The following is a 25,183-nucleotide window of genomic DNA, read 5'->3' as shown; positions in this document are numbered from 1 at the left end:
ACGATAAAGGACTCATGCTCACATCAGCCACTACGCAACAAACATTACTTTCCATCCGGAATCTAACCGTCTCCTTCGCCGGCCATCAGGCGGTGAAGGATGTTTCCCTGGATATCAGAAAAGGGGAAATCATAGGAATAGTCGGAGAATCCGGCTCAGGAAAGTCTGTGACGTCACTGGCCCTGATGCGGCTCATTCAGTCCCCCGGTCTCATTTCAGCTGGTAGTTTATTGTACCAGGTTGACCCTGAAAAGGCCCCTGTCAATCTTCCTGATCTCTCTGAAAGCGAGATGCGCAACTGGAGAGGCAATGAAATCGCAATGATCTTCCAGGAGCCGATGACGGCCCTGAATCCGCTGCATACCTGTGGAGCACAGGTCATGGAAGCCATTCGTCTGCATAAGAAAGTCTCTGCAGGCGAAGCCAGGACGCAAACTTTAGCCTTATTCAGGCAGGTGCGTCTGCCCGATCCGGAGAAAATCCTGTATCGTTATCCGCATCAGTTGTCCGGTGGTCAGAAACAACGTGTCATGATAGCGATGGCTATCAGCTGCCAACCCCGCCTGCTGATAGCTGATGAACCGACTACCGCCCTGGACGTTACCGTACAAAAGGCGATTCTCGCTTTATTAAAAGAACTGCAACAGCAAACGGGTATGAGTGTGGTATTCATCACCCACGATCTGGGTGTGATTGCCGAAATCGCTGATAGGGTAGCGGTTATGTACAAGGGGCAGATCGTAGAGCAGGGCAGTGTGCAGGAAATCTTCACCCATCCACAACATCCTTATACCAAAGGGCTGCTGGCCTGCCGCCCTCCGTTAGATAAAAGGTTATACAGACTACCGGTGACCCGCGATTTTATGGAAGTAGACAGTGCTGGTCAGATTCATGAAAAAGGCCAGGCCGTACAATCATTGGTACACAGCCTCGAAATCCCGGTAGAAAAGATCATTCTCAGGGAACAGCATATCGCGCAGCAACCGCCTTTGCTGGAAGTAAAGGAGCTGCATACCTGGTTCCCCGCTTCACGCAATATCTTTGGAAAAGTTCTGAGCTGGACAAAAGCAGTGAATGGAGTGAGCTTTACAGTAAAAGAAGGCGAAACAATGGGACTGGTCGGGGAGTCAGGATGTGGAAAGACGACCCTTGGTCGTACCTTGCTGCGACTTACACCACCCACCAGCGGGAGTATTTTATATAAAGGAAAAGACCTTTGCCAGTTGCCGGCTTCAGAGATGCGGGACCTCCGCAAAGAGCTGCAAATCATATTTCAGGATCCTTACTCATCACTAAATCCACGCCTGACGGTGGGCCAGGCCATCCTGGAACCGTTACAGGTACACGGATTATATGCCAATGACCGCCAGCGCAAAGAACGGGTACAGGAATTGCTGGATAAAGTGAATCTGTTACCAGAGCATTATTACCGTTATCCACATGAGTTTTCCGGTGGGCAGCGGCAGAGGATTGTAATCGCCCGTGCGTTGGCGTTACAACCGTCGTTCATCATCTGCGATGAGTCAGTAGCGGCCCTGGATGTAAGCATCCAGGCGCAGGTATTGAATCTGCTGATGCGCTTACGGGAAGAGTTTGGATTTACGTATATATTTATATCGCACGATTTATCAGTCGTGCGGTTTATTAGTGACAAGATGATGGTCATGAATAAGGGGCGGATAGAGGAAGCCGGATTGGCCGACCAGGTCTATGAACATCCACAGAGTGCATATACAAAGCAGCTTATCAGTTCTATTCCTAAAAACATTTATGCGTAATCAATTGTTTTATAAATAGCAAATAATCATTTTTTGATAGATGGTATATTATCAATACCTTTGCAACCTTTAAATTTATTCATACCGTAATATGAAACTATCACAGTTTAGGTTTGATCTTCCTTTAAATCTGATCGCACAGCACCCTTCCAAGACAAGAGATGAAGCACGTTTGATGGTGGTAAACCGTGCCACCGGCAAAATCGAGCATAAGGTATTCAAGGATATCCTGAATTATTTCAATGACAAGGATGTAATGATGGTAAACAACACGAAAGTGTTCCCTGCCCGTCTTTATGGCCGTAAAGAGAAAACAGGTGCCAAGATTGAAGTATTCCTGTTGCGCGAGCTGAACAAGCAGAATCGCCTGTGGGATGTGATTGTGGATCCTGCCCGTAAGATCAGGGTTGGCAACAAATTGTATTTTGGAGATGATGAGTCGCTGGTAGCGGAAGTAATTGACAACACTACTTCCCGCGGCCGTACCATCCGTTTCTTGTTTGAAGGTAATGATGATGAGTTTAAGCAGGTGCTGGACACCCTGGGTGAAACACCACTGCCTAAGTACATCAAGCGTAAACCTGAAGATGAGGACAAGGAGCGTTATCAGACTGTGTATGCCAAGTATGAAGGTGCGGTAGCTGCGCCAACTGCTGGTTTGCACTTCAGCCGTGAGCTGATCAAGCGTCTTGAGATCAAAGGTATTAAGTTTGCAGAGGTAACGCTTCACACTGGTTTAGGTACTTTCCGTCCTATCGAAGTGGAAGACCTGAGCAAGCACAAGATGGATGCAGAGTATTTCAACATCGATGAATACGCTGTGAAGATTGTGAACAAGGCAAAAGAAGAAAACCGTAAGGTATGTGCGATCGGTACTACAACCGTAAGAGCTGTAGAATCTTCCGTGACTGCACAAAACTTGCTGAAAGCAGCAGAAGGATGGACTAACACATTCATTCATCCTCCTTATGATTTCGCGATTCCTAATGCTTTGGTAACTAACTTTCACCTGCCTAAGACAAGTCTGCTGATCATGGTGTGTGCTTTTGCCGGTTATGACCTGGTGATGGAAGCTTATCAACAGGCTATCAAGGAGAAATACCGTTTCTTCAGCTATGGCGATGCTATGCTGATTCTCTAATAAACGAAACAGATTCTCAATTATTTATTGCGAATGGTGCTGCTTAGGCAGGATCATTCGCAATTTAATTTCAGCTCGTGGAACAACGAAAGAAAGTAGCCATCATTGTAGCCGGAGGTTCCGGTACCCGTATGGGAAGTACCGTTCCCAAACAGTTTCTGGAATTAGCCGGAAAGCCGGTACTATGGCATACCGTCAATGCTTTTGTACAGGCATACGATGATATGGAAATCGTATTGGTATTGCCGGAGGCCCATTTCAGTTATGTGGCTAAATGGATTGGCAATTTCAGGCAGATTACATTGGTGAAAGGAGGGGAAACCCGTTTCCATTCGGTGCTCAATGGGTTGAAGACGGTGCAGGAACCGGCAGTCATTTTTGTACATGATGGAGTACGACCGCTGGTCAGCACAGCATTGATTCACCGTTGTTATGAAGGTGCAATAGCGCAGGGGAGTGCCATCCCTGTGACTGATATGAAAGATAGTATCCGTGAGCTGGGACCAAAGGGTAACAGGGCGGTAGACAGAGAGCAATTTAAGATTATACAAACCCCGCAAACATTCCTCTCAGAATGGATCCTGCCAGCATTTGAACAGCCTTTTGATCCGTTATTCACAGATGAAGCGACGGTGGTAGAGCGGCAGGGCCGCCAGGTACAGTTGGTACCCGGCGACGAAGCGAATATAAAGATTACCCGTCCGCTGGATCTGACGATTGCGGAGGCCTTGTTAGGAACAAGAAATTAAGCTTCTGAAGATAATCCCTTATTGATTTTAGCAAGAATCTGGTGTGCTACTTCCATAGCCTGCAGGCCATCAATTGCATTCACCGGTACAGGTTTATTCTGGAGAATAGCATCCCTGAACAATTCAAGCTCCATCCTGATCGCGTTCACCTGTTTGATTTCAGGATTGTCGATAGCGATGGTTTTCTTACCACTATTGGTATCTATATCCAATGTGAATAAACCTTCATCTTCTGGTGTTTTCAGCTTGATGATTTCAGTCTTCTTGTCCAGGAAGTCGATGCCGATGTAGGCATCTTTCTGGAAGAGGCGCATTTTGCGCATCTTTTTCAGGGAGATGCGGCTGGAGGTCAGGTTGGCTACGCAGCCGTTGTGGAATTCAATGCGAACGTTGGCTATATCAGGTGTATCGCTCATTACAGCGACGCCACTGGCAGAGATACGGTTCACGGTAGACTGTACGATGCTGAGTACGATGTCGATATCATGGATCATCAGGTCCAGGATCACGCTCACGTCAGTACCTCGTGGGTTGAATTCAGCCAGGCGATGCACTTCGATGAACATAGGATTGAGCGAATGCCCTTTCAGTGCAAGGAAAGCCGGGTTGAAACGTTCCACATGACCTACCTGGAATTTGATGTTAGCTTCTTCCACCAGTTTTACCAGTGTTTTAGCTTCTTCCATAGTATTGGTCATAGGTTTCTCCACGAAAATGTGCTTTCCGTTGCGGATAGCCATTTCACATAACTTGAAGTGCTGGGTGGTAGGAGCGATGATGTCGATGGCATCAGAAGCCTGTATCAGTTCTTCCGCGGTCGAGAATCTCGGAATCTGGTATTGCTGTGCTACACTGGCGGCATTGCTATCACTTGGATCAAAAAAGCCGACTACTTCTACGTCCTTTATGGTGGCCCATTGGGAAAGATGAATCTTACCCAGGTGCCCCACACCAAAGATTCCTATTTTGAGCATATTATTCTTTGAAAATAAAATAATTGCGAATGTAAGGAAAAGACGGTGTTATATCCAAATGTTATATTATATATGTTTGTGCAGCTCCTATGCTATAGCCATCCTCACTCCTGAAAAGCCCAATGGGGAGTCATTTTCTCTGATTAGCCTGCTCTGGGGGGCGGGTTGCTTTTTCCCTTCATCCATCATGCCCTCTTCATTCATGCTATAGTAACCTGCTTCCGATACAATAATGTGATCCAGCACCAGTATATCCAAAAGTGCAGCTGCCCGTACGACTTTCTGTGTAAAAAGAATATCGGCCTGACTGGGACTCAGATTGCCGGAAGGGTGGTTATGGCACAGAATAAGAGACGTAGCTCCCAGCTCCAGGGCCTCTTTCAGAATAATCCGTACATCTGCAGGTGCTGAAGAAATGCCCCCTTTACTAACACAACAATCCCTGATCACTTTATTAGCAAAGTTCAAATAAAGCACATGAACCCGTTCGTAGGCACAATCTCCCAAAATCGGCTTGAAGTATAAAGCCGCTTCCTGCCCGTTTCTGATTGTCTTTTTAGATAACATAAACCCTGCCTGCCGCCTTCGCGCCAGCTCCATAGCAGCCACTATCCGGGCTGCCTTGGCCTCGCCAATGCCCCTCAGTTTCTTCAGCTGATTAACACTCAGCTTTCCTAACTCCTGTAAATTATTGGATGATTTGGAAAGTATTTCCTGTGCCAGCAACAATGCGGATTTGTGCTTATGGCCCGTATTCAATAGTAAAGCGAGCAACTCTGCATCACTCAACGTATCTGTCCCTTTAATAATTAACTTCTGTCTTGGTTGGTCATCTATGCGCCAATTTTTGATTGGCAAATGCCCGGCTAACGAATCAACGGTACCCATCCTATTCCTATCTTTACCAAAAGATACATCTTTTCCTTTGGTCTTTCAATTTTTTTTAAATTAGCACTACATTCCACAACACAGAATAGGTAACCTTCTGGTAATTAGTAGTTTACTCATTCGGAATAATGCAAAGTCGTGTGCCTGACCCTGTAATCACCAAAAAATAAAAAAATTCATACTCCAAATATCATAGTTTTGCAACCTCTTTTTCATAGTTCATGCAACCATCAGTAAAAATATTCACAGGGAACAGCAACCCAGCGCTGGCAGAGAAAATCGCCAGTCGCTACGGCAACGGGCTGGGTAAAATGACAATTCAAAAGTTCAGTGACGGAGAATTCCAACCAATTTACATGGAAAGTATCCGCGGTGATTATGTTTTTCTTGTGCAGAGCACGAATGCTCCGTCGGACAACCTGATGGAGTTATTAATGATGATCGACGCAGCCAAAAGGGCTTCTGCCGGTTATATCACCGCAGTAATCCCGTACTTTGGCTTCGCCAGGCAGGACAGAAAGGACAAACCAAGGGTAGCCATCGCCTCTAAGCTGGTAGCGAATCTGCTCACGTCGGCAGGCGCTAACAGGGTGATTACCATGGATTTGCACGCACCTCAGATCCAGGGCTTCTTCGATATCCCGGTAGACCACCTGGATAGTTCAGCAATTTTCATTCCTTACATTGAGAATTTGAAGCTGGAAAATCTTACCTTTGCGTCCCCTGATGTGGGTAGTACAAACAGGGTAAGGGAAGTAGCCGCCTATTTCAACGCGGAAATGGTGATCTGCGATAAGCACCGTAAGCGTGCGAATGAGATCGCTTCCATGGTGGTAATAGGTGATGTGAAGGACAAAGACATCGTGTTGATCGACGACATCTGCGACACCGCAGGGACCCTTACCAAAGCAGCTAACCTACTGATGGAGAAGGGTGCAAAGAGTGTTCGTGCATTCTGCACACACCCGGTGCTGAGTGGAAAGGCTTACGAAAACATTGAAAATTCTGTATTGGAAGAGTTCGTTATCTGCGACACCATTCCATTGAAACAGCAATCTTCAAAAATCAAAGTGATCAGTGTTGCTGACCTCTTTGCAGTAGCCATCCGGAACATGCATGAGAACAAGTCCATTACAAACCTGTTCGTGCATAGTCACCGCCGCCAGTAAAAACAAGCTTATTTATAACAATTATAAATGTTTAATCAATGAGAACGATAACAATCGAAGGACAACTCAGGAGCGAATATGGCAAAAAAGCCACCCGCCAGGTACGTTCTGAGGGACAAGTGCCTTGTGTTATTTACGGGGGTGCTGAAACTGTGAGCTTCTCTGCTCCAGCTGTTGCTTTCAAAGACCTGGTTTACACAGCTGATTTCCAGCTGGCTGAAATTAAATTAGGTACCAAAACTTACAGATGCGTACTGAAAGATCTTCAGTTCGATACTGTAACTGATGAACTGGCACACATCGACTTCCTGGAACTGGTTGAGGATAAACCAGTAAGCGTTACCCTCCCTATCAAGATCGTAGGTCAGTCTGAAGGTGTTAAAGCCGGTGGTAAACTGGTTGTTAAAATCAAGGCACTGAAAGTGAAGGCGCTGCCTAAGTACCTGCGTGAGAATATCGAAGTTAACATCGATAAACTGGAGCTGAATGGTAACATCCGCGTAGAAGACGTAGTAGCTGAAAACATCGAGATCACTAACTCTCCTCGTATTCCTATCGCTTCCGTAGTAATGACTCGTCAGTTACGTCAGGAAGAGGCTGCTAACGAAAAAGACGCCAAGAAGAAATAATTTTCTTTGTAGATATTTTTCCAAAAAGTCCCGTCCTGGTTCGTCCGGGATGGGACTTTTTCTATTTTTACGCCGTGGTTTGCAAAACTCCCGTATACCACGAGATCGTATTTATTAAATTAGTCGACAGATGAAATACCTGATAGTAGGGCTTGGGAATATAGGCGCAGAATATGAGCATACCCGCCATAATATTGGATTCGATATCGCAGACACCTTTGTTGCCAGGCATGGAGGTACCTTCAAAAGCGAACGCCTGGCAGATGTGGCAGAAGTGAAATGGAAAGGGCGTACCCTTATTGTGATTAAGCCGACCACCTATATGAACCTGAGCGGCAAAGCCGTAAAATACTGGATGGATAAGGAGAAAGTACCATTGGAAAATATCATAGTACTGGTGGATGACCTGGCACTGCCTGTAGAAGTACTGCGCATTCGACCTGGTGGTAGTGATGCAGGACAAAACGGTCTTAAAAATATTCAGGAACTGCTGGGTACGAACCAGTATCCCCGCCTGCGATTCGGTATTGGTAACAACTATCCTAAAGGCAGACAGGTAGATTTTGTATTGAGCAAATGGCCTGCAGATGAAATGGTAATAGTGCAGTGGAAACTGGAAAAATGCGTGGAAATCATTGAAGGATTTGTATCCATTGGTTTAGAACGCACGATGAACAAGTATAATAACCTTAAATATTCACCCGGAAACTAAATTTATTAATCCATTTCATTTAACCTTAATAAAGATTAACCGTCATGAAAATTATATGCGTTGGAAGAAACTATGCCGATCATGCAAAGGAATTGAAAAATGAGGTACCGACAGAACCTGTGATTTTCATGAAACCTAAGAATGCATTGCTGCAGAACAACCACCCATTCTACTATCCAGAGTTTACTGACAACCTCCACTATGAATGTGAACTGGTACTGAGGATATGCAAGAACGGAAAGCATATCCAGGAAAAATTTGCAGATAAATACTATGACCAGATTGGTATTGGTATTGATTTCACTGCCCGTGACCTGCAGGATAAGCAAAAGCAGAAAGGATTGCCGTGGGAGATTGCCAAGTCGTTTGATAATTCAGCTGTGGTAGGGCAGTTTATCCCCATTACCCCCGAATTGGATAAGAAGGATATTAACTTCTGTTTGTATAAAAACAAAGAACTGATGCAGCAGGGAAATACGAAAGACCTGTTGTTCTCATTCGATTTTCTGGTGGCTTATATCTCTAAATTCTTTACGCTGAATATCGGGGACCTGGTATTTACAGGTACGCCGGCTGGGGTAGGGCCTGTGGAAATAGGAGATACGCTGGAAGCGTTTATTGAGAATGATAGTTTGCTGGAGTTTATGGTGAAATAAATTAGCTGATTATAAATGAACCGGCCTGCTCATCCACTGAGCAGGCCGTTTTTTTATGTTTTTAAATTACTTGTCTTCAGGCACCTGTTTAGTCAAAGTAACCTCATCCGGCACGTTACTATAAATCACATCCAATATTCTCGTCAGTTCCTGAAAATCCTCTTCTGTAAGATGATTCCAGCCCGTTTTACGCATTTCCAGCACTAAAGGTCTTGCCTCCTTATACTTTTCTGCACCTTTAACAGTGAGCTGCAAAAACACCTTTCTGCGGTCCTGGGGAGATCCTTCCCTGAGCACCAATTCTTTCTTAACCAGTAATTCAATAATGCGGGAAACGGTGGTAATATCCTTCGAGGTCAGCCTGGCAAGTTCGTTATGCGTAATCTTTTTGTGCTTATATAAGTTCTCTATCAGCAGCCACTGGTCCACAGTAATGTCCATTTTATGAAGGTCAAAAGTCTTTTGCCAGTAGTTACGGATTCTTTTAAGGGTAGCATCCAACTTAAAAAAAGATGGATTTGTTACGAAAGTATTAGGCATAATAGTTTAAATTGCATTAGCAATAGTTGTATCAGCAACTATTTATTCTTATAAACATCCAAATTGGATATAAAGTGTTTAAAGATAATACAATCGCCCCAACTATAAAAGCAGGTACTGCTAATAAGCAAGGCCTGTGGCTGAAAGCCTTCCGCCTGATGTGTCAGGCTTCCTACATGGCGGCCACGTATGAAGCTAATCGCTCCATTTGTAAATATGTACATTCCACGTCCCGTGGGCATGAAGCCATTCAGATAGCTGCTGGTATGCAGTTGTACCCCTGGGATTGTGCCTGCCCCTACTATCGGGACGACAGTATGATGTTGGCCATGGGTTTTACGCCGCTTGAGCTGATGCTACAATTGCTTGCAAAAGGGGATGATCCCTTCTCCGGCGGACGTTCTTATTACAGCCATCCGGGTAGCCGGGTGCCGAATCGTCCCTTAATTCCCCACCAGAGCAGTGCCACAGGCATGCAGGTTATTCCTGCTACAGGCATGGCGCAGGGCATCCGTTACCTGGAAAAAAATCTACCTGATTCCCTGGCCACCGGTCCTCATGGTGAATTACCTGTAGTGCTTTGTTCCCTTGGGGATGGTAGTGTTACAGAAGGGGAGGTGAGTGAGGCATGGCAGAGTGCTGTTCTCTGGGAGCTGCCAGTCATTTACCTGGTACAGGACAATGAATGGGGCATCTCCGCTTCCGCGGCAGAAACCCGTGTAATGGATGCATACGAATACGCCGCGGGTTTCAAAGGCATGAAACGGATGCGGGTAGATGGAAGTGATTTTGAAGAAAGTTATCACGGCATGGAGGCGGCTATCAGTTATGTACGCAAGGAAAGAAAGCCTGTACTTGTGCATGCCTGTGTCCCATTGTTGGGCCATCATACCTCCGGTGTCCGTAAGGAGTGGTATAGAACCGATGAAGATCTGTCCATTCATGAAGAAAAAGACCCCTTACCAAAACTAAGAGCATTATTAATATCCTCCGGTGTTGCGGAGAAGGAGCTCCTGACTATCGAAAGGGAGGCCCGGGAATATATAGAAGCTGAATTCGACAAGGCGCGGATAGCGCAGGATCCGGATCCCCGCACCGTGAAGGACCATGTATTCGCACCCGCCGCAGTAACAGCTGAAAAAGGGAACCGTACCCCTGAAAATGGTGCCAAAGTAATGATGGTAGATGCAGCTCTGCATGCGGTAGAAGAAATACTGCGGGACTATCCGGAAGCCATCTTCTTTGGTCAGGACGTGGGGCGCCGCCTGGGAGGTGTATTCCGCGAAGCAGCTACTCTTGCTGAAAAATTCGGAGACCACAGGGTATACAACACCGCTATCCAGGAAGCCTATATCATTGGCGCTACTGTCGGCTTATCAGCAGTTGGTGTTAAACCTATTGTGGAAATTCAGTTTGCAGATTATATCTATCCCGGCTTTAACCAGCTGGTGACGGAGATTTCTAAATCCTGTTACCTCAGCTATGGTAAATTCCCGGTACAGACGTTAATCCGTATACCTATCGGTGCCTACGGGGGAGGAGGGCCTTATCATTCCGGTAGTATCGAATCGACCTTGTTGACGATCAAAGGTATCAAGGTAGTCTATCCATCCAATGCTGCTGATATGAAAGGGCTGATGAAGGCTGCATTTTTGGATCCCAACCCGGTTGTTATGCTGGAACACAAGGGTTTATACTGGAGCAAAGTCCCTGGTACCCAGGCGGCAATCATGATTGAACCAGATGCGGCATATCAGTTACCATTAGGCAAGGGTAGGGTAGTAGTACCTGCACACCCAAAAGATATAAAAAGAGGTAGTACCTGTTGTATCATCACCTATGGTATGGGGGTATACTGGGCAATGGCTGTCGCTGCGGCCTTCCCTGGTCAGGTAGAGGTAATCGACCTGCGCAGTTTATTCCCGCTGGATGAGCAACTGGTTTTTTCCACTGTAGCCCGGCATGGAAAATGCCTTGTTCTCACCGAAGAGCAGCTGAACAATTCCTTTGCCCAGGCTTTAGCTGGCCGTATTCAACAGCATTGCTTCCGCTCGCTGGATGCGCCGATTTTCACCATTGGCGCTCTCGACCTGCCGGCGGTGCCTATCAACCTGGCTTTGGAAAATGAAATGCTGCCGAATCCGCAAAAGGTGAAGGCTGCGGTTAAAGAATTATTGGCGTATTAAAAAAATATCTAAATACCTCTTGGCTTTTATCAAATTCCCTATTATCTTTGCACTCCCGTTTTGAACAAGACGAGGATATGGCGAGGTAGCTCAGGCGGTTAGAGCGCAGGATTCATAACCCTGAGGTCAAGGGTTCAACTCCCTTTCTCGCTACGAATGGGAATTGATTATATCGTTCCGATGAAAAAGCACTTTAAAAAGTGCTTTTTTTGTTTGTTTTAACCGTGTTATAGATATTGTCTTTTATGAAATTGTGGTTTCAACTAATTTGAAAAAGTATGCATAACTGATTAGCTTTTAATTCCTTTTACTTTTTTAATTTAATATTATATCCTGACAGGCACCAAGTTGCATTAACCTTAAAGCGGTTCAACTCCCATCCCTTTTTTGAATCTTTTGCTCTGACATATTTTCTTTATCTTTTTCATCTTCTCTTAAAATAATATCTACGATTATATCGGACACTGTTTTGAGCAAATCCATTTCCTCTTGATCGGGATATTCCAAATCTCCCCTGGTAACTGGTAATGCTTTCAACCTTGCGACCTCTTCTCTTAGATCTTTAATTTCTTGTAGTTTTTTCCAATTTGAAAAAGTGGCTTCCGTTATTCCCAACTCCCTGCATACCTGTTTGGCTGTTTTGTTTTCATACCTTACCTGGTATATGGCAGACTGGATTTGTTGTAGTGTAAATTTTTGTTTAGCCATAAAAAGAACATATCTGTTTAGAAAGACACATACAGTCTGATAAAGGGTGAAGTCCAGCATAAATAAAGGTGTTTCATGTATGGGTTTTATATGTATTGGTAAAACTTTAAAATGATTACTTAGGAAATAGACTTTAAGACGGCGTTTGTGTATATATCCACTTGAAATTCAATTATTTGGCGCAAAGCTTGATCTGTCAACCTTCTGATGGAATAGAGCAGAATATTTCGTAATTTAACGATTGCTTAGTCCGCATATTAGCGGAATATTATTAACTGCTTATTCCATTACCCCTATATGCATATATGGGTATTCGGCATTGTAATAATACCATATGTCAAAAATTGTACTTAACACTCACATTCGCGGCGAAGCAGGTGTTATCAAATTCGCAAGCTATTGCAATAATCATCAGCCTTATATCATTTTTCGGGAAGTCCTGAAAAGTGATTTCGGAATTGATGGGGAAATTGAACTTACTCGCGTTAATGAAGACAGAAAGATTGAACCTGTGGGTGAAAGTCTAAAAGTCCAAATAAAAACCAGCGGTACAGACAATAGCTATATCCGTAATGACAAGCCATTATCATTTGAATTCTTTCCGCGTAAGGAAGATATAGAATACTGGGAAAAATATAAGAACAATGGGATCGAAGTTTTGCTGGTTATTTATGACTTGATAGGGAGATAATTCTTCTTCACGCGCAAAACGCGCGGTGCCGAACCGCGTGCTTTCAATCAAATGATTATTGATATCAATTCGCCATCTATGAAAGCAGACATACACCAACACCGACAGGATGACGTTAATCGCCAGGTATATCGGGATATAAGGGGTCATATCACCGAATAACGGCGCTATCATTCGCAGCAGAAGCACGAAGACCAGCAACGCAAGCCAGATCATGACACCCCATATCACCATGGATAATTGCACAATGGGGGGAATGTCGCCGATACTTGGCGCCGCTTGGCGTGGGCGCATGTAAAGATTATAGCCCCGAACATAACCGATCAGCACACCCGCAAGCGTGATCGGGGTTAGAAACGCGCCCGTTAAAAAGAACAAAAGTTTTGCTTGTTGATCTGCGCTGAGTTCTGGGGTGACGATATGGGCGATATCGGCGGGACGGATGGACGCAAGAAATTTGCGGGTATCGAAATTCATATAGGGGCAGTTTTGAGGTTGCCCGCGAATTTAAAACCTCTAGCGGTTGCGTTCGCCGTTCATTTTATGTGATGGCCTGTTCATTTTCGGTATTCAAAATGAACGGCGTAATACTGCATTACACGTCCCGGTATCTTGTTGTAACGCCTTATATTCATTGCGTTTTCTGATTGTCGCCTCTTGACGAAATCGGAGAATGATGTCATGTTTTAGGGTATACGCAAGACGTGGTTTGTCGCCACAAAAACTATCGTTTTTGTTTCGCCAAACCGTCTTTCAAGGGAAACGCTAAGGCGTTTTCCCTTGACCCTTTCGCCATTATACCGAAACCCCGTTTTATGCCCCGACCTCGAAAGCCAGGCGGAGACAATCGCACGGTGATTATACAGCGTCCATCAAATGGAAATCGTTACATGATTATCATTAACCGACATCAGCCTATTGACTCATTTTTGGACCAGGTACCGGATCCGAAAGTGATCATAAAAAAGGACGGGGTAATTTATATTAAGTAAGTTCAATAGGTGGATATAAATTGTTTCCGAATAACAACGACAATAACAGATGCCGACTAGAGAATTAATGGCCATACCCGATGTTTGTTGCCCGAGTTTTTCGTTTAAAGCCGGTAGCATAACCGGCTTTAAACGAGGCTTATCAGGCGTCTATAATTGTGGTATTGTGCACATCTGCTACATTTTTAAAAAGATATTATAATAGCGATCACCGATTTGGACACGCACTAAATAATGAATGGGCGCCAGAATTGCGGAAAAATATCATTATGGTAATAAATAACAGGCAGCCATTTCAGAAAGGGAAACCCCGCCACATCCGTTCGAAAACTGACGTTAAATGTTGGTCTGGATTTTATGAATGCTTGAAACTTTGCCAGTTCCTCGGGCAATTGGATACCGGATTCCACCGCCATTTTATCATGGGTCTGTCCTGAAAAAAAGAGTAGTTCCATATCTTCATCTGGCGCATAAGGATAGGCAATCTGCAGATCCGCCAGACCAGCCAGTTCGTTTCTGGCATTTTGATAAAACTCTTCCTGGTCGAAGATAGCCAGCAGTTCGAAAAGGATCAGGATCAACATTGAGGAACTGTCGATGTACTCATCGGGACGACGATTGCTGGCCATGTATTCAATGAGGACTTCTTCGTTGTCAGCAAACTCAGGTAGCATGCCGCGCATACTCTTTAGTAGTATAATATTATTGATGATTTCGGCTATATAGTTATGCAGCCGTATCTTATCGTCTTCAGTTATTTCCTCACCTTGCAATACAAACAGCGCAGCCATTAAAATCGGACGCGAGTGTCGGTCCAGGAGCGGTCGCCGGCAACCCGCATTGGCGCCCAGCACTTTAAACAACACCTCTTTCTGAAACTTTTCCAATCTTTTTTTTACCTGAGACGGAATACTGCCTCGACCGGATGGCCAGTGGTGACGCAATTGAAAGAAATAAACCAGATAGCTGAGGTATTTCATGGACCTCATCGAATAACCTACATTCTCATAAGGGCCCCCTTTTTCTGAAAAAATACCATCTTCGAGCAAAGCGACAGGCAGGGTAGTTTTAAAATAATCGTCCAGTACCCGGTATTGTGTGTCTAAAATTTTACCGAACACCCTTTTTACCGGTGCTTTGTTCTCAAGTGTGCGCTCAAGTATCCATGCCCACGTTTTCAAGACAAGAATGGTCAACCCTTTTTTGGCCGGTTCGAGGTTGTTATTTTCCTTACTGTAGTGATATAGTATATACGCTAGTAAGTTCAGGGTAGCGAATAGCTTTGCAAACGCCCTCGTTCTGATATCTGCTTTATTTTCCAACAGTCGATCTACTAATGCAGAAAAGTCCGCCAGGTCATAATCCGGGGCATTGAGTAATACCAGAGTGCGTTTGAAAAGCCGGATATTTTCGCTATCCGTCAGCAGGTATTCATTGAATAAATGCTCACTAAACTGCACGGTCAGTTCATAAACTCCCCATCGTTCGAAATCGCCTTCATTGAACAGGCTTTTGATGAGCCCATCTAAGACAGGCTTTGCATTTGGTTTGACGATGCCGTTATGCACCAGCACTGCCTTTACCGGCAGCTGATTAAAACCTGGGATGCCGCTGTCCTCATAAATTTCATATTTCATTTCATGCAGCGACTCCCGGATGCCATCAGGTTTACTGATCGTTCCAATGTCTATGTCTTTATCAGCGTGACCTTTTAACTCAAAATAGAATCGTTTTTTGACTCCATCACTATCGACGCCTACTGCAATGATATCCTTGCCATATTGGGGCTGGCCCAACGCTTCCTTTGCCGTCCTGATTATTTTGAAACCCTTCAGGCTCAGCAGTAAGGGGAAGATGTGATCAAGCTCACCACTTTCCGACAGGCTTTCTAAATACTCCCTGACGATAATATTATCTGTTCCCATTGTTCAAATTCGTTATCCCAGTTTGAAGAATATAATTCCTCCATCTCATAGTCATTACGCTCCGGTGTAATAAACATTGTCCGGGGAAGGGTAAATGTTATGCTATGGCTCATCATCGGATTGACACGCCCGTCGGGCATCACTGTGCCGCCTCCTCTTGCTACCTGCCGCGATTTCATTGTGTTAAACAGGCCTCCGTGTTCTTTTTTTGCCTTTTTACTGATCTGCTGGCTGGCCTTCGCGGTTGCGCGATGATAAGCCCTCATCTTTTCGGTTTCAGAAAGATGAGGGTCAAATTCTTTAATGGTATTTTTCTTGTGGAGTATTGCTGCTAACCGAGACCAGGTATCTTCCAGTCGTGCTAATAAGGGTGCCTTCCTCGTGTGAGTATCGGGAAGATTATTTTTCACCTGTTCAATCACCTCATATTGGTAAGATGGAATTAATGCTTCAAGCTTACAGGCGATCAGTTCCTGCACGATGGGAGAAGGGCTATCCAACAGCTTCAAAACAATGGGTATCGTGTGATTAATAGGCCGTAGTTGAGTCAGTAGGCTGATAACCAGTTTGTACTGTTGTAACATGTCCAGCTGACCTACATCATAGGTAATGGTTGCTGTCTGGTCCAGCTGAAAAGTGTCAAACAAGAGTTCCTGGCCCAATAAGCGGCAAACCCCCTCACTGTCGGTGCAGAGTAAAATTGCCTGCTTTTCGAAATCCACTGGTGACGTCGTTCGATACAGGTAAATTACGCTCTCTGAGCTTTTTACTACCTTCCTGGCAGCAAGAAGTTTTAGGCAGGCGGATCTTAAAAAATGGAAGAACCGCACAAAATCTTTGTGGTTAGCAAAAAAGAAAGCCATGCTCCTCAGGTAGTCAGGCTTAAACTGTTGTGAGTGGAGCACTTCATCTATGATACTGTTGACAGCATCAGTGGCCTCATTAGAGCGTCCCAAGTGTTGCAGGGATGCTGATAAATCCACAATGGCAGGATCTTGAAAATGGGCCTTGATTTCGGTTATTAATTGGTCTCTAAAAGCTGGGGTATCTGCTGCGCTGCTGTCCAATAAATTCAGCAATACTCTTAGCCGCTCTAATTTCTCGCCTTCATGCAAGGGTAAGCACCGCAGTTTATCCACTAATCGTTGCCGTAATGGAGCCTCATCAATTTTTTGCGATACGAGCAACGTGAGTGCTTTGGTTCGAGAGGTTTCATCATCTAACCAATCGACCAGCTCTTCCACAGTCACTGCACCTTCCAGCGTGATCTTATTCAACAATTGCAGGTACAACAACTTTAATGCAGGATCCGACTGCTCCTGTGTGGCAATGCTTCGGATAACTGGCAGGTGCGCTTTGTGGTGGTCTACTAATGAATGGACGAACTTTGCCAGCATATTCCATGCGGCACTAAAAGACTCTGGGACGCCCTCTTGGCCGGCATAGTGGCTGCAAACATCCCAAACGGATTCAAAGCTATCACCACTATCAAGGATGGTCGCAAAATATTGGGTGAAAAACGAATAAAACAACTTTGAGTCTGCTCTCAACTGCATGCTAAGCGCGTAGGCAGTAAGATTAAGACCAAAAGCCTTCTGTGCGTTTTGCAAAAGGAACCCGAACAACCCGTCGACCAGCTTTGAAACCCCATGGCGGCTCGTTGTATGAAAGTAGTCACCGACCTGGTGGGCAAACTTGTGCATAGCAGTGACGTCCGAGGACAAGGTATAGTTGAAGAGTGGACTAAAATGGCGATAACAGGCGTACATGATCCGCGGATCATTGTCAAAAGTGCCATCCATCCCCCCGGCAATATATGGTGCTGGGAGAATCAGCCCGGCTGTGGTCATTTCCGGAAACCGCGCTGTTGTTTCGGCTAAAGTGAACTGCAACAATCGGCTCGTTGCCAGCATTTGAACAAATGCCTCAATCTCCAGGCTTAAAGAGGTGTCGTCTTCGAATTGGGTATCCCAAAGTGTATCACTCATAAAATAACTTTGAAAATCAATATGTTTGTCATAACAGGAGCGGCGAGCCGTCGACCTGGTTTTGCAAAGTTGCATGATGTTAACTGTCCAGCCAATTTTCTATGGTCGGCAAAGGGGCGACGTTTGTGTGGTGTATAATGGTTTTAAAAAGTGCCCTCACCTTTTGAGGTAAACTGATATTGCGAAAATAAGGGACGCTTTTATCGAGCCAAAAGGTTCGACTTTCGACTTGTCCTGGATACTGCTCGAATTTCTGAATCCAAAAGTCTTCCAAAAAAGGAACGACCTCAAACCGATAGAAGGGTGGATTCAACTGTTGTGTGGCGTCAAATTCTCTAACAATCGATAAATGCAACCTTGCGGCCTGCTTGGCGTCAGCATTAATGCTCTGCAAAACATAGGCTATGGCTCTCATTTGAGAAACGTAAGGACCTGTATAGGTGCTTAAAAGGGTTTCCAACTCAGTTTGCTGCAACTGGGTAATTAATATGTTTTCAAATAATTGCTTTGCAAATTGCAATGAATCAGGATCTTTTACTACTGACGCTGCGGTGTTAAATATGTCTTCGATTAAAGGCTGGTAATCGGTCTGTGGTGCTTTTTTAGTTACAATATCATGAGCAATGGTCACAGCAATTGGGATGAAAAGCTGTTGATACAGAAACGCATCATTTTCTATGGCTAAGTGAGCCTTCGCCTCAGAAAAATGGTCTAATTCCTCTCCGGCATCTAATCTATTTTTGATTTGTTGCAGCCGTTGTTCAACATAATCATATAAATTAACCGCCTTGATATACTGCCTGTCCATGATTAGATAACATAAGCTTTTTAACAGAACCGGAAAATACTTTGATTCTGGTAGTGAAAGAGATATCTCAATGCCGTATAATGCCCAGGTGCGCGACATCGTATAGTCACCCATAGATGCAAACACCTCTTCAAATACTGCCGCGCCCATAAACTTTCGTTCCTCAAAATAAAAGCCACCGGCTAGCAGTCGTGCATGATTCTGGTAAAACAGGCCGCGAAAAGGTGGCACGTATTCCTGGTCATCAGCCGTTTTCGCCGGCGCTTTTCCCTCTATCAGCTCTCCTCTGATGTAGTTGGCCACATGGGTAAGTCGGATAATGGCCGCCTGATCTTCTTCTGTGCCGGCAAAATTATCTAACAGTCGTTTATATGCAGCAGCCAACTGGTAAAACGCCTGTTGTTTGTCACCGATTAGCCAATACGAAATGCCCGTTTCTCCCTGTATCTTCACCTTTTCCATCTCCCCGCTCGTCTGATCGGCTAATACCCTGTCCAATGCCTTACATATATAATGGTGCGCCACACTATTGTCTTTTTCACCTATTAACTCGGCGTAAACCCGGTAACCCTCGACCCCCTCTAAAAAAAGTGGCGGAAGCTCGAATTCAATTACTGTTGAAAGAATTGCCAGCGCTTCTTCTTTTCTGCCCGCATAATATAATTGCCGGCCAAATTCTTCTCTAACCAGGTAGGTATAAACTGGCGTTGATGTTATTAAATTCAGGTTCGCCTCTATATATTGTCCAGCCGCTTCCAGGTCGTTAAAATGGTGAGCTTGCACTGAAATCAGATAGCGAATCGCATATACGGCCATTAAGGGAAGTTCCGCTTTTATAGCGGCGGTATATACTGTTTGTAGCGTATCCAGCGCACTCTTTGGATCCTCACCAGCATTCACTACAGCAACATTGACCAGTGAGTGGGCGGCTGCAACATAAGGCGCTATGGTGTCTAGCTCTGAAAGGTTAAGCTCGCCCTTCACAGCATCGAATAATGTAAACCAGTCTCGGAACTGAGCTGCTGTACGCAGCGAATAAAAGCTGGTCCAAATAAAGTCTACCCAATTGTATCTTGTGGCTTCGCCCAAAGGTACTCGTACATTCAGCTCCATCAGCCCTTTGCGTGCCGCAAGAAAATAGCGCATCGCCTTGACAGGCTCTTTTCGCATATACAAGTGGCTAAGTACGGTGTAACCAAATCCACTTGCGATGGGATCCACATTTTCCGTTTCGAGTAGCTGTTCTAGATCAGACGCCAGATAGGTCGTGTCATTTCCTTTATCCAGGCTCAGTTGTATATGAAACGACCGGATCATCACTTTAAAGACAGTTGGTATTTCTGGTGGCAATGGAGAATTGTACCAGAAAATCTGAAACCCCCAGTCAAAAAACAGCGAAGGATTTTTCAGAGACTGCTGCAATACGTTGAGCAGAACCCATGAGAGTTTTGCGAACGCTTTGCCTTTAAGATAGTAGGAGAGTGCACGACTGGCATCCAGTTGTGATAGCATCCTTTTAGAAAGAAGGTGATCGCCCAGGGCGACGTTTACGGCCAGTAAATGCGCCTCCGGTAAATTATCAGGCAGACGCCTGATCAACGGTGACAACTGAAAGCTGCCCTTGTCTAGCTCCTGCAGCCAAAAGCCCTTTAATTGCTGTGACCGTTCATGGATATTGGTAATCGAAGGACCCACTGTGCCAACTACTCCTATTTCTTCATCGGTGAAAGTGCCCAGGACAGCTCCCATACGGTAAAGCAGTGTTTTGGTTTCTTCGTCTTGAGTAGTGTCTATAATACGTGCATACACCTCTCCTGTATATTGCTGTCCGAAGTTGCTTTTAAAAATGTCCATAAACGCCTGTTCAGACATGTTCCAGTCATGTTGCTGTAAATATCGGGCAGCAGCATTTACCAGTAGGGCATGTCCATCCGTGATGGTATTAATAATCGTCGCATTTTCGGCAACAAACGCTGCTGTCGCTCCGTAGAAGCGCAGTACCTCACCGGTCTCTTGGTCGGAAAACGGCATTGCCGGCCTAGTCACGATTTGCTGTAAGGCTATCTCCAGATCTCCATATGGCTGGTAATTGCTGGTAACTACCACTTTTATACCTCCTTGAACAAGCATTTGTAGGAAATAGCTGCAGTGTTGCTTCACTTTTTCTTCTCCGTTGATATCTGGGAAGTCGTTTAAGATGAGCAATGCCCCCTTTGGTAATTGACCTATCAGACGCAAAACGGTTCCCTTAAATGACTTTTGGATTTCTATTCCCAGATGTATACATAGCTGTCTGACGATCAGTGAAATAAAATCGCTCTCCGAGTTGTCACGGAGGTCTATCCAAAATACATTAGGCTCAAAATGTTTTGCAACCAGATATGCAAGCCCTGTCTTTCCCGTTCCGATACTGCCATCTATCCAAAGCACGAATGCTGTATGCAGCGTAGCCAGGTAGCTTTTTACTGTTTCCTCACGTCCGCTCACTAAAGACAAGGCCGGTAGCGAAAAGTCTGGCTCGAAATCAGGACTCACGGTAAAAGACGCTGTGGGTGTAGGTTGCCCTTGTTTCTGCAACTCTTGTCGAAGGATATTGAGGAGCGCCTCAGTATCAATATGCGGTCCTGTTTGCTCCGGTTGTGGATATCTGATTTCCTTTTTGACAACAGCCTTCAGCTCCAGAAATTTCGCCTCATCCCTTTCATATATCCGCTTCACTTGCTTGGCTACATCCTCCAGGTAGACAATATCCCGGTTCTCGTCAAACGACGCTAATATGCTATCAGGTTTAATACGGCCAAATTTAAATTTGCCGCCATCATTAAGCACAAAAAAACGTATACCATTGGGGTAGTCCCCTGCAAAGTTGTGTGATGATGCTTTGCGAAGGGTTTCAATTACTTTGTCGGCGTCAGTACGGATGGTGACCTGAAAGGCAACGCCTGCCTGTTTGTCTCCCAGATCAATGCCAGGAGTATTGATCTTTTCGTCATTAAGGTCTATCAGATCTAAACCATAAAGTAGATTGAGGATCTTTAAAACCAATGGCTCAGCTAATTTGTTGCCGTCAAAAAGTGTTATACCATTGGTTAGCCGTAGTTGTAAGAACCAGTAGGCGAGCCTGTCCAGGACATCCTTTGTTTCAATTTCTTGGTTTGTCATTATCGGGGGAGGTTATGCTAAAAATACAAAAACCATCGGTGTAGGTATCTTTACAAATTTCCTTTTTTATTTAAGATTAAACAAATTCTATGGCCATCCCCAAAGTGATTAATTGGATAAAGTATGACTTGCGATCTTTGCATGTGAATGGTTCGAACATTTTGTGGGACAGCTCTAAGCTAATCAGTACTAGGATGCTTGTCATGCTATGAAAGAGCTGCTGAAGAAATTCAGATATTAAGCAATATAGGTACTGCCTAAAGATCTCGGTAGTTTTTCGGATGCAACTGGGATAGGGGATCTGATTGCCAGTACTTTTTGGTGTCAACATTCATAATCGTTAATCTGCCGGCATGTCCGGCGCCAGTATCCATGTTCAGGATGTTCAATGCTCTTAATGGCTTGTCGGTTCCCAGTTTCGTTGTGGGAGTGTGGCCAATATAAACCTCTTTGAAATCCGTTCCGGTAAAAAAATCGCTCGCAGTAGTCCTGTTTCTTTGGTAGGTGTGGCAGTGCAGGGCCTCTGACCACATGTTCCGGTCCCAATAAAAGTCAACCGGCTGCTGTTTGTCCAGAGGCAGATATCTGTTAAAGCCGGCATGAACGAAGCAGCGGTGTTGTTCATCAATATAATAAAGTCGTTGACCAGCGAAAAAAGTTTGATGTGTTAGGGGGATATCCGCAGCCTCAAGTGAGGTCTTATAACCGGATCCCGTCGCCCGGAAAAGCCCCTTCTTGCCCGCATTTTCGAGATAGGAAACCAGTGTTCCTTTGCCGCCAAAATTCCAGAAAGCAGGATGGAGATCTGTTTTTATGAAATCCTCAAACCAGTCATCGTGATTGCCCTTCAATGCGATCAGATGGCGAATTTTAAGCAAACACTCCACGCATTCGTACACCTGAGGGTATCCATCCGTGACATCTCCTAATTGAATAAGCATGTCATTTTCATAGTCAAAACCTGACCGCTGCAGGCATTGCTGTAGTGCTTTGAACCCTCCGTGTATATCTCCCATCACAAATGTCCACATCTTCGTATAGCCAGGGTTTGTTTACTGGTCACGCCAAAGATCAACCGCTGTCGGATAATTATCATAAATTTTCTTTCATTTTTCTGTCACATAATTACCACTTTGGCAGCAGATACCCATCTGGCGCTACTGGGCTAAGAAGGCAAGTCCCAGGCGCGCCCTTCAAGAGCCTACTTGTTGTCAAAGAAGTCCTCCGCCCGTCGTTCTGCATTTAATAACAGCATCTTTAGAAAGGGAAATTTCTCTTTTTTGCGCAAACATATTTCCTCGTAGGTCTTGTAAATATTGGCAATGGAGCAGTTCCAATCTCGACAGATCGTCTCAACAACTATGCGTGTGGATAGGTTACCAAATGCCTTCACAGCTTCAAGGGCAAAGATTAGTTCGGCCAGGTATACTTTGCGCAGTTTGAAATGGAGTGGGTGAGGGATCTGAATTGTTTTGCCTTCGATGGTATCAATGCGTCCCTCGATATACGTCCGTAGCAGCCCGTGTGCTTTAATTGTAGCGAACCGGTAGGTCATGGCCGTATAAAAACGGGGGTCATAATGTGGGGCGTGTTCGTCCAGTAAAGGTTGCTCTGCAGCGGTGGCTCTTAAAAAGTATTGACGGTCTGAATGGGTGGCCAGGGATCTATAATAAGCATATGCCTCACTGTTGCGCTTAAAGTAAAAGTGGACAGTCTGAAGCTCATCCTTGTAAAAGTGGCGCTGAAGCTGGCGTTCGGCTTCCGGAACCCGCATTTCAATGTCAGTAACAAGGGTATTAAAAATCAGTAGGCTGTTGAACTCTGGGAATATATTTTTAAAAAACTCAATTTCTTCTTCTTCATCAGCAAACTGGTAGCTTATAATATATGTTTTTAATTCGGCTAAGATTTGCCCTACAAATCTGGTGGCAGAGCGGGCCCGTAATAGGATATTATCGCTTTTTTCAAGCCGGATTTCGGCCAGACCGTCCTGCAATTTTTCATATAACTGCTCACAGAAAGATTCATTTCACACCGATGAGTCGCCAGCCAAACCAGTTATTATCTTTTAATGGGCGAGAACTTTGGTTATCGTTCGTGTGGTAGCACAACAAACTTTATACATCGCAGTTGAGATCGTAACCGCGTATGCCGTGCGAGGATCCCGTTTTTGCGTCAAATGTGTTTCAACATCTTAATAAGTTTGTGAATCTTTACTTTATGCACGAGGACAGCGGCGCCAAGGCATTCAACAACCTTGCAAGAGGAAAAGTTTGCGGCCGCTGAATATCTTAGAATGATTGATTGTATTCTTCACAAGTTAATCATCCTTGAATTAGTTACGTGGGGCCATCGGCATTAAGCCGGGATGGGTGCCCTTCCTGAAGTCTAAATTGGCCAATAGGCCAAATCCAACAATGCGTCTATTCGGTAGCTCTCCTTTGAAACGGTTACCGGCAACGCTTTGAAATCTAAAGACAAAATAAAGAGGGGTATTATTCTGACCATCTGAAAGATTGGTGATCTTTGCACCAATCGTTGCTGTGATGTAGCTGAAATTGGTATAGTTTGTTTTAAAGATCTCCTTAAAATGTTCCTCGCTCGAAGTGGATAAATTATGCCAGCCCTGGGTATACTGAACTGTAAGCTGGGCGATATTCCAAAAATCTAAAAGTATGGACGATCTGATGCTGTGTTGAATAATAGAAACCGTTGAATCGGTGAACCCGCTCATTACCTTGACACCCAAATTGAGCGGACTAAAGGTTACACTAAATTTTCCCTCGTTATTTGCCGGAAACGTGAAAAAATTATTGATCTGGATGCCAGATCCTGGAAGGAAAAGTGCCGGCAAATAACCGGTAGAATCTTTGATTGGAAATTGTGATCCCATATAAGGGCCGAATTGGAAAAGCCATCGCATTGAGATCTTTTTCGTTTTGTCGCTCTTTTTCCATCTGGCAAGGTAGCCAGTCTCGCCCAAAACTTCTTTGTTAATACCGAAGTTCACAACTGGGTTGATATTACCCCAGTTGGTATTAGGGCCAGCAAAATTTATGCTCAGATCAGGCGCAACGGTGGCATAGGCTTTCCCTTCGTTACCAGTTTGCCCGGAGGTGCCAGTCCCGAAACCTGCACCAGTTCCTGCAATTTTGAACGTTGAAGTAGCAGAGGGACCGGAGGTTCCTGCTGCATCTGTGCAAATTACCCGCCAGTTATAATCTTTGCCACCCGACAAGCTATCTACCGTAAACGTATTTACCGTTACAACTTTGCGAGTCCATAATATGTCGCCGTTCTCCTGGTATTCGACTGCATATTTGGATGCTCCAGCGATAGCATCCCAGTCAAGCTTAACTGACGTTCCATTCACTGTTGATTTAAGGTTGGTAGCAGGGCCACATTGAGCAGATGAAGTGAAATAGGTAAATGTTAAAATAAGCAGGGGTATTAACTGTTTCATATCTAAGGTTAAGGGGTTTATTGC

General features: G+C 44.8%; 19 protein-coding genes and 1 tRNA gene. 9 read left to right on the top strand and 11 right to left on the bottom strand.

All coding sequences use genetic code 11. From position 1 onward, the window contains the following. The first annotated feature begins 14 nt into the window (after positions 1-14). The 3 genes from ABDW16_RS06205 to ABDW16_RS06195 all read left to right on the top strand — a co-directional run bounded on the left by ABDW16_RS06205 (position 15) and on the right by ABDW16_RS06195 (position 3,668). Positions 15-1,778 carry an ABC transporter ATP-binding protein gene (locus tag ABDW16_RS06205; RefSeq protein ID WP_343668448.1) on the top strand — a complete coding sequence of 588 codons (1,764 nt, stop codon included), beginning with the start codon at positions 15-17 and terminating at the stop codon, positions 1,776-1,778. Between the two features lie 91 nt (positions 1,779-1,869). Beyond that, complete coding sequence (gene queA, locus ABDW16_RS06200; protein ID WP_343668446.1) at positions 1,870-2,919, top strand: tRNA preQ1(34) S-adenosylmethionine ribosyltransferase-isomerase QueA; 1,050 nt, start codon at positions 1,870-1,872, stop codon at positions 2,917-2,919. 77 nt (positions 2,920-2,996) lie between these two features. Then, on the top strand, positions 2,997-3,668 hold the full coding sequence (locus tag ABDW16_RS06195; protein ID WP_343668445.1) for a 2-C-methyl-D-erythritol 4-phosphate cytidylyltransferase: 672 nt from the start codon (positions 2,997-2,999) through the stop codon (positions 3,666-3,668). On the opposite strand, the gene ABDW16_RS06190 is transcribed toward ABDW16_RS06195, so the two are convergent. Next, entirely contained in the window at positions 3,665-4,642 is a 978-nt protein-coding gene (locus ABDW16_RS06190) for a Gfo/Idh/MocA family oxidoreductase (protein WP_343668444.1), read from the bottom strand. The genes ABDW16_RS06195 and ABDW16_RS06190 overlap by 4 nt on opposite strands. 87 nt (positions 4,643-4,729) lie before the next feature. Then, on the bottom strand, positions 4,730-5,530 hold the full coding sequence (radC, locus tag ABDW16_RS06185; protein ID WP_343668442.1) for a DNA repair protein RadC: 801 nt from the start codon (positions 5,528-5,530) through the stop codon (positions 4,730-4,732). 221 nt (positions 5,531-5,751) lie between these two features. Here radC and ABDW16_RS06180 point away from each other — a divergent pair, with 221 nt between their 5' ends. From ABDW16_RS06180 to ABDW16_RS06165, 4 genes are all read left to right on the top strand, one after another. Beyond that, positions 5,752-6,699 carry a ribose-phosphate pyrophosphokinase gene (locus ABDW16_RS06180; protein WP_343668440.1) on the top strand — a complete coding sequence of 316 codons (948 nt, stop codon included), beginning with the start codon at positions 5,752-5,754 and terminating at the stop codon, positions 6,697-6,699. A gap of 38 nt (positions 6,700-6,737) precedes the next feature. Further along, positions 6,738-7,328, top strand: a complete 591-nt coding sequence (locus ABDW16_RS06175) for a 50S ribosomal protein L25 (RefSeq protein WP_343668439.1) — start codon at positions 6,738-6,740, stop codon at positions 7,326-7,328. 130 nt (positions 7,329-7,458) lie between these two features. Beyond that, complete coding sequence (gene pth, locus ABDW16_RS06170; protein WP_343668437.1) at positions 7,459-8,040, top strand: aminoacyl-tRNA hydrolase; 582 nt, start codon at positions 7,459-7,461, stop codon at positions 8,038-8,040. Positions 8,041-8,084: 44 nt separating this feature from the next. Further along, positions 8,085-8,696, top strand: a complete 612-nt coding sequence (locus ABDW16_RS06165) for a fumarylacetoacetate hydrolase family protein (RefSeq protein WP_204545980.1) — start codon at positions 8,085-8,087, stop codon at positions 8,694-8,696. Between the two features lie 66 nt (positions 8,697-8,762). Here the strand turns inward: ABDW16_RS06165 and ABDW16_RS06160 are convergent, their stop codons facing one another. Further along, positions 8,763-9,236: a MarR family winged helix-turn-helix transcriptional regulator gene (locus ABDW16_RS06160; protein WP_343668435.1), complete on the bottom strand. Its 474-nt coding sequence runs from the start codon at positions 9,234-9,236 to the stop codon at positions 8,763-8,765. Between the two features lie 74 nt (positions 9,237-9,310). Between ABDW16_RS06160 and ABDW16_RS06155 the strand changes: the two genes are divergently transcribed. Together ABDW16_RS06155 and ABDW16_RS06150 are read left to right on the top strand one after the other, a co-directional pair. Beyond that, positions 9,311-11,422: a thiamine pyrophosphate-dependent enzyme gene (locus ABDW16_RS06155; RefSeq protein ID WP_343668433.1), complete on the top strand. Its 2,112-nt coding sequence runs from the start codon at positions 9,311-9,313 to the stop codon at positions 11,420-11,422. 79 nt (positions 11,423-11,501) lie between these two features. Then, positions 11,502-11,575: transfer RNA gene (locus ABDW16_RS06150), tRNA-Met, on the top strand. A 216-nt stretch (positions 11,576-11,791) separates the two neighbouring features. Here ABDW16_RS06150 and ABDW16_RS06145 read toward each other — a convergent pair. From ABDW16_RS06145 to ABDW16_RS06110, 8 genes are all read right to left on the bottom strand, one after another. Continuing rightward, a complete protein-coding gene (locus ABDW16_RS06145; protein WP_343668431.1) occupies positions 11,792-12,130 on the bottom strand; it encodes a transposase in 339 nt (112 codons plus the stop codon). 586 nt (positions 12,131-12,716) lie between these two features. Beyond that, positions 12,717-13,298, bottom strand: coding sequence for a hypothetical protein (locus ABDW16_RS06140; protein ID WP_343668430.1), 582 nt, complete (start codon positions 13,296-13,298; stop codon positions 12,717-12,719). A 742-nt stretch (positions 13,299-14,040) separates the two neighbouring features. After that, complete coding sequence (locus tag ABDW16_RS06135) at positions 14,041-15,738, bottom strand: hypothetical protein (protein WP_343668429.1); 1,698 nt, start codon at positions 15,736-15,738, stop codon at positions 14,041-14,043. Further along, positions 15,702-17,726, bottom strand: coding sequence for a hypothetical protein (locus tag ABDW16_RS06130; protein WP_343668428.1), 2,025 nt, complete (start codon positions 17,724-17,726; stop codon positions 15,702-15,704). The genes ABDW16_RS06135 and ABDW16_RS06130 overlap by 37 nt, the downstream gene beginning before the upstream one ends. A gap of 79 nt (positions 17,727-17,805) precedes the next feature. Beyond that, positions 17,806-21,696 (bottom strand): SMEK domain-containing protein, encoded by a 3,891-nt coding sequence (locus ABDW16_RS06125; protein ID WP_343668427.1) that lies wholly within the window; start codon positions 21,694-21,696, stop codon positions 17,806-17,808. 257 nt (positions 21,697-21,953) lie between these two features. After that, positions 21,954-22,727 (bottom strand): metallophosphoesterase, encoded by a 774-nt coding sequence (locus tag ABDW16_RS06120; protein WP_343668426.1) that lies wholly within the window; start codon positions 22,725-22,727, stop codon positions 21,954-21,956. Positions 22,728-22,897: 170 nt separating this feature from the next. Beyond that, positions 22,898-23,692, bottom strand: a complete 795-nt coding sequence (locus tag ABDW16_RS06115; protein WP_343668424.1) for an RteC domain-containing protein — start codon at positions 23,690-23,692, stop codon at positions 22,898-22,900. Positions 23,693-24,031: 339 nt separating this feature from the next. Beyond that, on the bottom strand, positions 24,032-25,159 hold the full coding sequence (locus ABDW16_RS06110; RefSeq protein WP_343668423.1) for a fibronectin type III domain-containing protein: 1,128 nt from the start codon (positions 25,157-25,159) through the stop codon (positions 24,032-24,034). Between the last annotated feature and the right edge of the window lie 24 nt (positions 25,160-25,183).

Source organism: Chitinophaga sp., from assembly GCF_039596135.1.
In the GTDB taxonomy this organism is placed as follows: Bacteria; Bacteroidota; Bacteroidia; order Chitinophagales; family Chitinophagaceae; genus Chitinophaga.
The sequence above is the reverse complement of the archived record's forward strand: the minus strand, read 5'-3'. Positions and strand labels throughout refer to the sequence as shown.

Excerpts from the sequence above, each read along its gene's own strand:
- ABDW16_RS06135 (WP_343668429.1), bottom strand. The coding sequence starts at position 15,738 with ATGGGAACAGATAATATTATCGTCAGGGAGTATTTAGAAAGCCTGTCG.
- ABDW16_RS06165 (WP_204545980.1), top strand. The coding sequence starts at position 8,085 with ATGAAAATTATATGCGTTGGAAGAAACTATGCCGATCATGCAAAGGAA.
- ABDW16_RS06160 (WP_343668435.1), bottom strand. The coding sequence starts at position 9,236 with ATGCCTAATACTTTCGTAACAAATCCATCTTTTTTTAAGTTGGATGCT.
- ABDW16_RS06180 (WP_343668440.1), top strand. The coding sequence starts at position 5,752 with ATGCAACCATCAGTAAAAATATTCACAGGGAACAGCAACCCAGCGCTG.
- ABDW16_RS06175 (WP_343668439.1), top strand. The coding sequence starts at position 6,738 with ATGAGAACGATAACAATCGAAGGACAACTCAGGAGCGAATATGGCAAA.
- ABDW16_RS06110 (WP_343668423.1), bottom strand. The coding sequence starts at position 25,159 with ATGAAACAGTTAATACCCCTGCTTATTTTAACATTTACCTATTTCACT.
- ABDW16_RS06190 (WP_343668444.1), bottom strand. The coding sequence starts at position 4,642 with ATGCTCAAAATAGGAATCTTTGGTGTGGGGCACCTGGGTAAGATTCAT.
- ABDW16_RS06130 (WP_343668428.1), bottom strand. The coding sequence starts at position 17,726 with ATGAGTGATACACTTTGGGATACCCAATTCGAAGACGACACCTCTTTA.
- ABDW16_RS06140 (WP_343668430.1), bottom strand. The coding sequence starts at position 13,298 with ATGAATTTCGATACCCGCAAATTTCTTGCGTCCATCCGTCCCGCCGAT.
- pth (WP_343668437.1), top strand. The coding sequence starts at position 7,459 with ATGAAATACCTGATAGTAGGGCTTGGGAATATAGGCGCAGAATATGAG.
- ABDW16_RS06145 (WP_343668431.1), bottom strand. The coding sequence starts at position 12,130 with ATGGCTAAACAAAAATTTACACTACAACAAATCCAGTCTGCCATATAC.
- ABDW16_RS06120 (WP_343668426.1), bottom strand. The coding sequence starts at position 22,727 with ATGTGGACATTTGTGATGGGAGATATACACGGAGGGTTCAAAGCACTA.
- queA (WP_343668446.1), top strand. The coding sequence starts at position 1,870 with ATGAAACTATCACAGTTTAGGTTTGATCTTCCTTTAAATCTGATCGCA.
- ABDW16_RS06125 (WP_343668427.1), bottom strand. The coding sequence starts at position 21,696 with ATGACAAACCAAGAAATTGAAACAAAGGATGTCCTGGACAGGCTCGCC.
- ABDW16_RS06205 (WP_343668448.1), top strand. The coding sequence starts at position 15 with ATGCTCACATCAGCCACTACGCAACAAACATTACTTTCCATCCGGAAT.
- radC (WP_343668442.1), bottom strand. The coding sequence starts at position 5,530 with ATGGGTACCGTTGATTCGTTAGCCGGGCATTTGCCAATCAAAAATTGG.